8 protein-coding genes are annotated in these 12258 nt (G+C 46.2%); 6 read left to right on the plus strand and 2 right to left on the minus strand.

The window, feature by feature from the left end:
- From tuf to V1358_RS10185, 5 genes are all read left to right on the plus strand, one after another.
- The gene (gene tuf, locus V1358_RS10165) at positions 1-1185 is read left to right on the plus strand and encodes an elongation factor Tu (protein ID WP_347391331.1); all 1185 of its coding nucleotides are present in this window, start codon (positions 1-3) and stop codon (positions 1183-1185) included.
- A gap of 740 nt (positions 1186-1925) precedes the next feature.
- Positions 1926-2261: a low molecular weight protein tyrosine phosphatase family protein gene (locus tag V1358_RS10170; protein ID WP_347393491.1), complete on the plus strand. Its 336-nt coding sequence runs from the start codon at positions 1926-1928 to the stop codon at positions 2259-2261.
- 65 nt (positions 2262-2326) lie between these two features.
- A complete protein-coding gene (locus tag V1358_RS10175; protein WP_347393492.1) occupies positions 2327-2686 on the plus strand; it encodes a hypothetical protein in 360 nt (119 codons plus the stop codon).
- A gap of 86 nt (positions 2687-2772) precedes the next feature.
- Complete coding sequence (locus V1358_RS10180) at positions 2773-3441, plus strand: penicillin-insensitive murein endopeptidase (protein ID WP_347393493.1); 669 nt, start codon at positions 2773-2775, stop codon at positions 3439-3441.
- Between the two features lie 513 nt (positions 3442-3954).
- The gene (locus V1358_RS10185; protein ID WP_347393494.1) at positions 3955-4566 is read left to right on the plus strand and encodes a 1-acyl-sn-glycerol-3-phosphate acyltransferase; all 612 of its coding nucleotides are present in this window, start codon (positions 3955-3957) and stop codon (positions 4564-4566) included.
- A 10-nt stretch (positions 4567-4576) separates the two neighbouring features.
- Here V1358_RS10185 and V1358_RS10190 read toward each other — a convergent pair whose 3' ends face one another.
- Entirely contained in the window at positions 4577-7525 is a 2949-nt protein-coding gene (locus V1358_RS10190; RefSeq protein WP_347393495.1) for a DUF3857 domain-containing transglutaminase family protein, read from the minus strand.
- Between the two features lie 121 nt (positions 7526-7646).
- Here V1358_RS10190 and V1358_RS10195 point away from each other — a divergent pair, with 121 nt between their 5' ends.
- Positions 7647-11087 carry a PAS domain-containing hybrid sensor histidine kinase/response regulator gene (locus V1358_RS10195; protein ID WP_347391377.1) on the plus strand — a complete coding sequence of 1147 codons (3441 nt, stop codon included), beginning with the start codon at positions 7647-7649 and terminating at the stop codon, positions 11085-11087.
- 23 nt (positions 11088-11110) lie between these two features.
- Here the strand turns inward: V1358_RS10195 and V1358_RS10200 are convergent, their stop codons facing one another.
- Positions 11111-12130, minus strand: a complete 1020-nt coding sequence (locus V1358_RS10200) for a hypothetical protein (protein WP_347393496.1) — start codon at positions 12128-12130, stop codon at positions 11111-11113.
- Positions 12131-12258: the final 128 nt, after the last annotated feature.

Genomic DNA, 12258 nt, shown 5'->3' on the forward strand with positions numbered 1-12258 from the left:
ATGGCAAAAGAAAAGTTTGAACGCGTAAAACCGCACGTAAACGTAGGTACAATCGGCCACGTTGACCACGGTAAAACAACTCTAACTGCAGCGATCACTAACGTACTTGCAAAAGTATACGGTGGTACAGCTAAAGATTTCGCATCGATCGATAACGCTCCTGAAGAGCGCGAGCGTGGTATCACAATCTCAACTTCACACGTTGAGTACGACACTCCAACTCGTCACTACGCACACGTAGACTGTCCTGGACACGCTGACTATGTTAAAAACATGATCACTGGTGCTGCACAGATGGACGGCGCGATCCTAGTAGTAGCTGCGACTGACGGTCCTATGCCACAGACTCGTGAGCACATCCTTCTTTCACGTCAGGTTGGTGTACCTTACATCATCGTATTCATGAACAAATGTGACATGGTTGACGACGAAGAACTACTAGAGCTAGTAGAGATGGAAGTTCGTGAACTTCTTTCTGAGTACGACTTCCCAGGTGATGACCTACCACTAATCCAAGGTTCAGCTCTTAAAGCACTAGAAGGCGAGAAAGAGTGGGAAGACAAGATTGTTGAACTAGCAGACGCGCTAGACACATACATCCCAGAGCCAGAGCGTGACATCGATAAGCCATTCATCATGCCTATCGAAGACGTATTCTCAATCCAAGGCCGTGGTACAGTAGTAACAGGTCGTGTTGAAGCTGGTATCATCAACGTGAATGACGAAGTTGAAATCGTAGGTATCAAAGATACAACGAAGACAACTTGTACAGGTGTTGAGATGTTCCGTAAGCTTCTAGACGAAGGTCGTGCGGGTGAGAACATCGGTGCGCTTCTACGTGGTACTAAGCGTGACGAAGTAGAGCGTGGTCAAGTACTAGCGAAGCCTGGTTCAATCACTCCTCACACGAAGTTCGAAGCAGAAGTATACGTACTATCAAAAGATGAAGGTGGTCGTCACACTCCATTCTTCAAAGGTTACCGTCCACAGTTCTACTTCCGTACAACTGACGTAACTGGTGACATCCAGTTACCAGAAGGCGTAGAAATGGTAATGCCTGGTGACAACATCAAGATGGTAGTAGAGCTAATCTGCCCAATCGCGATGGACGAAGGTCTACGTTTCGCAATCCGTGAAGGTGGCCGTACAGTTGGTGCTGGTGTTGTAGCATCAATCGTAGAGTAATAGCTACTCTCGAGAAAAAAGGCCGCTTTTAGCGGCCTTTTTTGTGCCTATTTGTTGAGTACGGGCGCCTTCACGGCCGTTAATTGTAGGTCAGGTTTCAGCCTGACAACCCCTGTATCTCCCCACACAGCCTTTTAAGCGACGCTACTAACCTTTTCAATTAAATCTCCCCACAGCTTTGCACAGTGAGTTCTTGTCGCGTTGGCGACGGCAACCAAAGGGAGGATGATACGATTCCCCCTTTGGAATCCCCCCGTACCCCGAAGCATTTGCTATTGCCTGCGCGTGCTGGCGCTGCTAACGCACCCAGCGACACTCGACATCCTGTCTCGATTCGCTTAACTCGGCATCCATGCCTCGTTGTGCTATCAGCACCAACATGCTCAGCGCAAATGCACGGGGAATTGGGCTGATACATCGGTGTTCTGAGACACTTTTATTTTGTTGTGAGCTCTTTGGAAACTCCGCGAACCCGTAATTCGCCAATGCTTCCGAACTCAGGTTTTTGCTAAACGCTCCGCTTAGGCAGCGACACGATTTAACGGCACTTCCCTGTGCCGATAAATCTCGCTCGGCGTCGTGCCTCGCTGTCTTAACCACGCGCCGCAGCAAAATCCGATTTCTCCAGCGCGAATTTAAACGGGGAAATCGATACCTGTAGGTCAGGTTTCAACCCGACAGGATCTCAACATTATCCACCCATGCTAAGATAAACCCCGATTCAACAAGATAACTCAACAATGACCAAAATCCTGTTTCTCTGTAGCAAAAATAAATTAAGAAGCCCAACTGCTGAAGCGATTTTCAGTGGCATTGAAGGGTGGGAAGTATATTCGGCGGGTATCAGCAATGACGCAGAGGTGTATGTGAGCCTTGAAGACATTGAATGGGCAGATTACATCTTTGTTATGGAAAAGGTGCATAAGAAGAAGCTGTCTAATAAATTTGGTGCCGCATTAGATCAAAAGAAAGTGATTTCCCTCGGGATCCCTGATGACTACGAATATATGGAAGAAGAGCTCATAAGTATACTCAATGCTAAGGTACCGAATTTGGTGCGCAAAAATCGCTCCTGAATTGAATAGCGGTTTGCGGCCAGTTAGAAATTTTATGTGATAGAACATTCGTTAGGTGGACAAGGATGAACAGGCTATTTTCAGGGTTGATATTTACAGCGGTTCTACTGATCGGTGGTAAGTACGTTAATGACGTGACCAAAGACGTGCAAATAAGGGAAAAGAGTTTTGCTTGTGATGCAGGCCTATGCGAATACCTCTTTTCGATAGAAAATACCACTGACAACACATTCACCGTAACAGTATATATCCACTTTCGTTCAGACAGTTCGATGGCTAGCCACAAGGCTCCCAAACTTAAAACCCACACAATCCAGGTTAAGCTTGCACCAAACGAGCTTAAAGATATGCGCGGAGAACTGCGTAGCGACAAAGAGAATATCGCAATTTTCTACGCTACTGAGAGCGAGGTTCTGGCAAAGTAATGTCTAAGCGGATTTTCAATGTTCATCATTGATACAAAATTCCTGTGCCATGGTTAATTACAATTACCATTAACTGGCTTAAATATATGAAGTTTATCCTCGCACTCTTGGTATTTTTACCCTCAATTTCTCTCGCCTCTAGCAGCATATGCTACGGCACAACTGCAAATGGTCGTTTAGACAATGGTGTGCAATTGCCAAGTAGTGGCGCTAATTTTGTAGGGTACAGCAATATTGCGCGGCTGGCTGGCAGGACCTACGTGCACTCAACTGTGCATCAAATCGTAGTAGGCGCTTACTCAGCCCTTGAGATTTCACAGCCAGAAAAAGTCTTTAAGTACGCTGAAACGGGCTTTGAAGACGGTGGTGAATTTAAGCCCCATAAAACACATCGAAATGGCTTGTCCGTCGATTTTATGGTGCCTGTCGTCGATGCCGATGGTAAATCGGTGCATTTGCCCACAAGCCCTTTAAATAAGTTTGGTTACAATATCGAGTTTGATGAAAACGGTAAGTTTGAGAACTACCGCATCGACTATGATGCGATGGCTGCACATATTGTTGAACTCGATAAAGCAGCGGAAATCTCAGGAGTGAGGATTTGGCGTGTGATATTCGATCCTAAATTACAGCCTTCTCTACTAAAAACCAAATATGGCGAGTATCTCAAAACTAACATTCAGTTCTCAGCTAAGCGTGCTTGGGTGCGCCATGACGAACATTATCACATCGATTTCAACGTGCCCTGTCAGTGAATGTCGCCTTATACGAGCAAATTTGAATGTCTGCTAGAAAATGGCTCTGTCGCTCAAAATTGAGGATTTTATCTATTTAAGGTGACACTGTTAAATGTGGAGCTATTGGAGTCTCCACACTATCATCAAGTGACTAAAAAGCTGATTTATAAAAAGTATATTTACTTAGGTATGGTTAAAGCAAATTTTTACCTAGTGGTGAGTAAATGTGAATGTCGGCTTGAAATTGATTCCGTCGTCTAAATTATATGTTTTCATTAATTTTACACGACACAACCGATAGTGATTACTTCATTGCTGGCGTTGTAGCAAGTTCTAATGTCTCCATGTAATTGTGAATGTCGCAACAATTTGAAGTATCTCCAGTTTTAGGTGGACATTCACATTTGCTCATAGCGTTGTTATTTAGCTGAGCTCATCGAACTAACTAACCAGTCATACGCATTATATATTTGACTAAACAGGTACTTAGCGCCAATCTAACAAGATTACCCACTATGCCCCTGTTAATTTATGGCTAAGCTGATAATCCCAGAACACATCCCTCGTACTCACAGTCGATTCGGCCAATGGCTGGGCACGAAGGTGTTAAATTGGTTAGGCTGGCAAGTGGTAGGTGACTTCCCTGAGCAGGGAAAGTTCGTTGCAGCTGTTGCGCCACACACGTCTAATTGGGATTTTATTATCGCCATCGCGGTGAAAATGCACCTGCAAGTACGCATTCGTTATCTCGGTAAGCACAGTATCTTCATTTGGCCTCTGAGTATTTTACTGCGTAAGTGGGGTGGCATACCCGTGGATAGGCGCTCATCGCATGGTGTGGTTGGGCAGGTAAAAGAGCTATTTGATAACTCAGATAGCCTTATCCTTGGCTTAGCTCCTGAAGGCACACGCAAATACACGCCACAATGGAAAAGTGGCTTTTTACACATTGCCAAGGCGGCTAATGTGCCAGTTGTGCCTATGGCATTGGACTACAGCACAAAACAGTTCATTGTAATGCCAGCGATTCCTGTTGAAGATATAGAGGAAACTTTGCTTAAGGTGCAGCAAATGTTTCCCCCAACTATGGCGAAGTACCCCGAGCAATTATCAGGTACGGCGCACAAGGCTAACCGCACCTGAAACCAGTTTGTTAACGCTGCTCTCGCCAGCGGCGCTTCATTTCTTGTACGAAAGTATGATCGCCTTCCTCTACTGCCGATAGGATTAACCTGAAGGTCGTGCCATCGGTGCGCTCTATATCGACCAAGGTGTAACCCGATTCACTGCTGTCGAATGTGGGTTTTATGTCGCTTATATCTTCGTAGTTGGCGTGTTCGGTAAATAGTTCTCCATCTTCACGGTAGTAGCTGAATACGCCGTTTTCGGTAATACCATTGCCATCTTCTCTGATATTCCACGTGGCGTCGGAATAGAAATAGATAATTTTCTCGTTTTGATTTAACAAGCCTTTGCGGATCATGAAGCGTTTATCATGTTGCCATACCTTGTCACCAGAAATGACCGCCTCATGAGGGGTAAGTCCCAGCTCTTGTGCAGAAGAAAACAATAACAAAGGTAAAAAGACAATCACAAGCATGATTTGGCGCGGGCGCCAGTAACTATGGTATTGAATAGCGTCAGTGCGGCGATTCAAATAAGCGGTGTAGTTAACTAAAGGTAGCCAAGGCAGAGGCAGCAATAACAGTGAGATAGCAAAATTGACACCGATTTGCTCTGAAAGTTGAGCCGCAATTACCAAGATTGCCAAGATAGCGGCTACCCACTTTGCAGGTAGATGTTTTCTAGTGCCTAGCTCCTCGCTGTCGTCATAGAAACGACTAAATAGAGGGTAGAACCACAACCAGCCAAAGATCCCACGTGCGATAGGCATCATGGACTCATCTTGGCGCTCTTTGATCCAGCGCCAGTTTCGATAACACCAATAAAACGGAAATACGTTAAAGCTCAACACTGAATACAGGTAAAACTTAGCGGCTGAAACAGGAAAATAGCGTTGCTCGGCAAAGGTAGGACGCTTGCCCGACTCAACGCGCCATAAAGTAATAAAGGCAGTGAGTACGCACAGTGCGATAACAAAGTATGCAATCACGGCATAGCCCACAATGACATCTTCATCGAGCTCTTCTTGGGTGGGGGCGCTTCCTTGGCGAATACCATAGTCGGTTGCGTCCTGAAGCGCTTTGCGTGCCTCTAGATACTGTGCGATGCGATCGGTTGGCACGTGATCTGTTTTACCGCGATATTGGTAAGTCAGAGTGAGCTGTTTACCCTCGAAATGTACTGACGAGTCGAGTGTGAAAAAGTCGTTGTCTATCCGGTTTGTGCTGTTGTTAAAATTCCAATTTCGTTCGTTGAGCTCAACTTCCACTACATAATCAACATTATATGGGTAGCGCAGATACAAAGGACTCACACGATTTTTAACGTCAGGCTCATATGCCGCATCGCGAATATCATCGGCGTAGAAATAGGCGTAGGAGCGCCCATCTTTTAGCGTCCAAAAGTCATCGATTGTGTAGAATTCATTGATAACTATTTGACCCTTTTCAGGCACTTCTTCTACGGTAGGAAGTTGCGTGTGTGCGACACCTGCAAAGTAATCTTGGTAATATTGCGTGTACTGTTCTTGGGCTTGTTGCAGACCTCTGTTGGCAAGCTCTGTTCGTTTGTCTATTGCGTCTGAGTCTGCAAATGTTGATTGCACACTAAAACTCGCTTGGGTTTGTTCGCCAACCGGCAGGGTATATCGTTCAACGATAGAGCGATGAATAACAGGCTCTTCTTTGAACATGCTAGTAAGGTCAGTTTCACCGTCTTTAACTACCAGGGCGTAGCCAAAATCTGGCTCACTTAGGTTACTAAGAGAACCGGTTTGATAGCTGTTGGTTGGGTCCAACCAGTAGCGCTCACCTTGGTGCTCAAGCGTCACTAAAACGTGATCAAAGCGATTTGTGGCGGGAGCTAAATTAAGTAAGCGTTTATTGACGTCGGTATTGACCAGAGCTGGGTGAGACTCCACCCCTAAAGCCTCCAATATACTCATTAACAACACTGTTTTGTCTTTGCAGTCGCCATAGCGTAAACGTAAGGTTTCATCCGCTGACGTAGGCTGATGCGAGTTGCTGCCCATTTCTAGACCAAGGTAGCGAATTTCATCTTGGGTATATTTGAGAGCGGCGCCAATTTGTTGTTCAAGGGTGCCGTTATCACGTTTTATTTGTTCGGCAATAGCGCGGATATCATCGCTTTTTGACAGGGCTTTTTCATACATCGGCAATGCCCACTCAACCACTTGTTGCCACGAGTTAACTTGGCTCAAAAATACAAAGTGATAAGGGTCATACCAAGACGGCGTTTGCGAGTCGTAGCGCTTGGTCGGTAATTCACGAGCATAAAAAGTATATTCAGTACCGGCATCGGTTTGCTTAGTTTCAACCGGCAACTCACCGTTAAGTTGGTTAATATATAAAGGTGTCTCTTTATTCCACAGTACGCGCAGAGTCTGCTCGCCAACTGGAACGCTCCAATCAAATTCCGCACTATAGCCAAAAATGCCTTGGTAGATTGGGTTTCTGCCTACGCGAGTAAAGGCATAATCAAGGGAATCACCGGGGCGAATATCGTCCAAGATAATATTAAGCGTTTGACTGCCGTCATAAATAAGTTGCTCGGCTTCTTGCTCACGCTGTATCACCTGCATCTGTGCTGTCGGCAGTTTATCAATGACTTCGCCATCGCGAATAATACGTAAGTGATGCAGTTGAATATGCTGGTAGCTTGGGTCGAAGCTCAAGTTTAATTGCGACATGCCTTCAACACCGGTTTGGTTAGTGGCCAACATCACATAGCGAATAAAATGTGCCGTCTTTTCTTTGTCATCAACCTTGAACTGGTCTTCCAAAAGACGGTAGTAGGTTCCTTCAGATAGTTGCTCCAAAGGCACTGATTCTTGATCAAGTGGAGCAAGTTCAACAGGTTTAACCCAAGCAGGCGTGGGCACAATTTGATAGCTCGCAACCGCAGCGTGACATATAAACGCAAACAATGCTGCGAAGCATAAGAGTGTTTTTTTTATCATTTTTATTGCTCTTTAACATCCGTGTGACGGAGTACCCGTGCGGGGTAACACTAAAGTCAGTGGTGTATTTGTATTCACCACACGTTATGCTAACAGGAAAATAACAATAAATCGTGTGCTTATGTTCTCAATTGGAGTGATAAGTCTAATCGCCTTGGCTTATCTTGGGGTCTTGTTTGCAGTCGCATGGTATGCCGATAAATTCAGTAAAAATCGCTCAAGTGGTTGGGTATATGGTTTGTCCTTGGGGGTGTATTGCACGTCGTGGGCATTTTACGGTACCACTGCTCAGGCCGCGAATAACGGGTGGTGGTTGGCACCGACCTATGCGGGCACCATCTTATTGTTTATCTTTGGTTGGCAAATTTACACGCGGATCGCGCAAGTCTGTCGACAGCAACAATTAACCTCACTCGCGGACTTTCTTGCTACTCGATATGGGCAGTCTTCACGCTTATCCGGGTTGGTGTCATTTATTTCGGTAATTGCAATTGTTCCATATATTGCGCTGCAGCTAAATGCGACGAGTGCCAGTATCACGATGTTGACCGATATGCAGCGAGGACAAAGTGATTATTTTTGGCAAGACAGCACCTTTTACATCACTCTCACGTTAGCATTATTCGCCATTTTATTCGGTGCACGCAGGGTTCGTCCCAGTGAGCACAACCCGGGTTTGATGACCTCCATCGCGTTTGAATCTGTGGTCAAACTGCTGGCGTTTATTGCCGTTGGTTTGTTTATTTGTTTTGGTGTCTTCGACTCTCCCAAAGAAATCTTTTTAGCGGCGCAACAACCTGAAATCGCAGCGCAAGTGCAGGCCACTGCAAGCCCAACTTATGTGTACTGGGTGCATGTGTTGTTAGGCTTGTTGGCGACCCTATGTTTACCACGGCAATTCCACACAGCGTTTATTGAGCACGACAACGAGAAACAACTGGCAACTGCACGTTGGTTGTTTCCGCTCTATTTAATTCTTATTAACTTATTCATCCTGCCAATTGCTTATGCGGGCCTGGTGTATTTCCAAGGTCAGGATGTGGGTTACGACACCTTTGTATTGGCGTTACCCATAGCCGCTGATGCGCCGGCTATGTCGCTATTGGCGTTCCTTGGGGGCTTTTCAGCAGCTACCAGTATGGTGATTGTATCGACTATAGTGTTGTCGATCATGATCACTAATGACTTTATTAACCAGTTTTTGTTGCGCCGCTCGCAGCTAAGCTCGTCGCACCGCGGTTTGTCTAAATTCAAGTTACTGCAGGCGCGTCGTGCCGTAATCGTCGCTATCTTGCTGCTGAGTTATGCCAGTCACCGCATTCTTGCAGAGGGCAATACGCTCGCCAATATGGGATTGATGTCTTTTACGCTGGTTGCGCAATTTGCACCAGCGATGATCATTGGTTTGTGGTGGTCAAAAGCGTCATGCCGTGGAGCACAATTGGGCATTCTCAGTGGCTCAGCGCTTTGGTTCTACACCCTGCTGTTACCGACCTTATTGGGAGGTGATGCAATATGGCTTAATCAGGGGCCTTGGGATATTGCTTGGTTAGCGCCTACAGACTTGTTTTCTTTGGGGTTAGATCCACTCACACAAGCGGTACTGTTGTCGTTAGGCATGAACACCCTAGTTTATTTAGCCGTGCCATTTTTTAGTTCGGCGCAGTTGGCTGAGCGTTTACAAAGCAACAAGTTTATTTTGCGCAATGTGGTGGAGCGCGACACTAACATTGCACTGAGTTATCAAGATCTTGCGCTACTGCTACAACGATTTAGTGAGCCAGAGCGCGCGACTGAACTGGTGGAGAAGTACTTTCCCGTTGCTCGAAACCGCTGGAAAGAGCAAGCGCCGGTGAGTGTCGAAGAGCGCGTTGAACGCGAAATGTCAGCACTCATTGGCGGTGCATCCGCACGTTTGATTCTCGATGTTGCCAAAGATGAAAAGCGCCAACCGTTCGAGCAAGTCGCTGAGTTTGTCGATGAAGCCTCGCAAGTTCTGCGCTTTAACCGCGACTTGTTGCAAGCGACTATTGAAAACATCGAGCAAGGCATCAGTGTAGTGGACAGCGACCTCAAATTGGTGGCATGGAACCAAGGTTATCAAGAGATGTTTGGCTACCCGCAAGATGTGCTTGCAGTGGGCCGGCCCGTGGCAGAATTAATTCGTTTGAACGCGCAGCGAGGTTTGTTCGAGCACCAAGATATCGATGTGGAAGTGAACAAGCGTATTGAACACTTGCGCCGCGGAACGGCGTATAAATATCGCCGTGAGCACAACGATGGACGGGTGTTTGAAATGCAAGGCAATCCGCTCCCTGGCGGCGGTTTCGTAACGACTTATACGGATATCACCGACTTTGTACGCCAGCAACGCGAACTCGAACAAGCCAATATGAACCTTGAAGAGAAAATTGCGGCGCGCACCTCAGAGCTGGTTACCACCAACCATGCTCTTGCTGCTGCTAAACGCCAAGCAGAATTCGCGACAGAAAGTAAAACACGCTTTTTCGCTGCCGCCAGCCACGACCTACTGCAGCCATTCAATGCGGCGAGTCTATTTTGCTCATTGATGAGTGAAAAGGCACAAGGCACTGAGTTAGCCGAGTTAGCGAATAACATTCGCAATTCACTGGCCAGTGCAGAAGACTTGCTCTCCAGTATTTTGCAGCTGACGAAGCTGGAATCAGGTTCATTCAAAGTTAATTGCAGCGACTTTGCACTCGCGAGCTTGTTAGAACCATTAGCCAGCGAATATGGCGCCCTTGCGCAAGAAAAAGGCCTCGCTTTTAAGATGCAAGGCTGTGAAGTGATGCTCAAAACAGACAAAGCCCTGCTCAAACGTGTTTTGAGCAACTTGCTGAGCAATGCTATTCGCTACACTGAACAGGGTGAAATTCGCGTGCTGTGTGAGTGCCATGACAATCAACTGTCTATTATGGTTGAAGACACTGGAGCAGGAATTGCTAAGCAAGATCAAGAGCTGATATTTGAAGAGTTTAAGCAGTTGCACGGCAAAGAGCAGGCGCAGGGGCTCGGATTGGGATTAGCCATTAGTCAGCGTATTTGTAATGTACTCGACATCACCATGACCTTGGGGTCGCAACTGGGTAAAGGCACACAATTTACCCTCACACTGCCATATTTTGAGCAAACGGTCGCTGATGTGGTTGCGCCAATCGAGCAGCGTAACGCGGATAATCAGCTGGCGGGTATTCATATTTGGTTATTGGATAACGATGAAAATGTTCTTTCAGCGCTGTCGCAGGTGCTTAAGAATTGGGGCTGCCAAATTGACATTGCCCGCAATGAAAGCGAATTGCGGGAGCTCAAAGCAAAGGGCTTGGCTGATATTCTGATTGCAGACTATCAGCTCGATGATGGCGTAACAGGTCTGGAGGTTATCGAAGCGCTGGGAATCGGGGATATGGCGATTATGATCAATACCGCCAATCACGATGAGGCCATTCGTGAGCGTGTGAGTGATTGTGGCTATCCACTGCTTTATAAGCCTCTTAAAACGCCAGCGCTCAAGCGTATGCTCAAGCGCTTAAAACCAAAATAACGGTAATAAAAGTGAGCCAAGGGTTATAACTCTTGGCTCATACAGGCTTCATCATTTGCGTCACACATGAGGCCAAAGGTAGCGATGTCAGCGGCATCCGCTTCTTTACCTAGTAGGTTTGCAGCGAAAGCCAAAAACAAATCTTTTTGTAACAGGGTGACCATCTCAAGGTGATTCAACCCTGTATATTCGTGAAACAGCCAAGCGTTGGATTCAATGCCCTGCCAATTTTGTGCGGGCGTGACTGAATCGCTGGATGAAATATAAATATGAGCAGGCGTTGATGAGCTCGGTGCAGCGCGTGTGATATCAATGTCTTGTGCTGAGAACTGTGCTCTTTCATGCACGAGCCTAACAGCGTCTTTTAACGTCTCGTGTGAAACAAAGAATTTGTATAACGAGTCTCTTGTCCAAACGTCCCACACCCCCAAAGTCGATTGCTCAAAGTTAGTCATTGGGGCCACAAGGTGCAGCTCGGCATTCTCTACTTGCTGTGCAACGGCATGTGCAGCCACGGCCCCCATTGAAAAGCCGATCAGTTTTACATTCTTTGGCTGTTCACGGTTAATCAGGGAAACGATGGGAGAGACACTATCGAGCCCAAATTGAAAGTGCTCCGCTCTATTTGCACTTTGGACAACAAACACTTTGGCGCCCGTTGTGACGTGGAGCCATTTTTGCATTACAAATAGTGTGTTTACACTTTGCCCGTAACCAGGGAACAACACAATAAGATTGTTATCGGCATTTTTAGCATAATAATCTTCAGAATTTCGGAATTTGTATCGCCAAATACTATGGTTGTTGTTCACTTTACCGTTTAAAGACAATGAAAATACGGATGTATCTATTGGGTGAGCCAACTCAACAGCGTTGATACATTCGCCAGTTTCACCACACAGCGCTGTGATGTTGGCGATGTCAGAAAACATTGCTATTGAAGACATTTCCTTTGGGCGAGTAATTTCATCAGCAACATACGATGCGCAGCCGCTTAGGCACACCAGGGCGAGCGGGAAGCAAAGTTTTATCCATAACGTCATGATCTAATTCCGTTTATTGAGTGTTGTGTATGTTTTTAGTACAGCTCAGATTAACGTATTGTTTACGATGTAGACAAGCGTCTTTTGTCACTAGTGATTGAGAGCAGAAGAGGAGCTTAACTGTGTAA

It is taken from the genome of Pseudoalteromonas pernae (assembly GCF_039831865.1).
In the GTDB taxonomy this organism is placed as follows: domain Bacteria; phylum Pseudomonadota; class Gammaproteobacteria; order Enterobacterales; family Alteromonadaceae; genus Pseudoalteromonas; species Pseudoalteromonas pernae.

Coding starts and splice junctions, on each gene's coding strand:
- V1358_RS10175 (WP_347393492.1), top strand. CDS start 2,327: ATGAACAGGCTATTTTCAGGGTTGATATTTACAGCGGTTCTACTGATC.
- V1358_RS10195 (WP_347391377.1), top strand. CDS start 7,647: ATGTTCTCAATTGGAGTGATAAGTCTAATCGCCTTGGCTTATCTTGGG.
- V1358_RS10190 (WP_347393495.1), bottom strand. CDS start 7,525: ATGATAAAAAAAACACTCTTATGCTTCGCAGCATTGTTTGCGTTTATA.
- V1358_RS10200 (WP_347393496.1), bottom strand. CDS start 12,130: ATGACGTTATGGATAAAACTTTGCTTCCCGCTCGCCCTGGTGTGCCTA.
- tuf (WP_347391331.1), top strand. CDS start 1: ATGGCAAAAGAAAAGTTTGAACGCGTAAAACCGCACGTAAACGTAGGT.
- V1358_RS10170 (WP_347393491.1), top strand. CDS start 1,926: ATGACCAAAATCCTGTTTCTCTGTAGCAAAAATAAATTAAGAAGCCCA.
- V1358_RS10180 (WP_347393493.1), top strand. CDS start 2,773: ATGAAGTTTATCCTCGCACTCTTGGTATTTTTACCCTCAATTTCTCTC.
- V1358_RS10185 (WP_347393494.1), top strand. CDS start 3,955: ATGGCTAAGCTGATAATCCCAGAACACATCCCTCGTACTCACAGTCGA.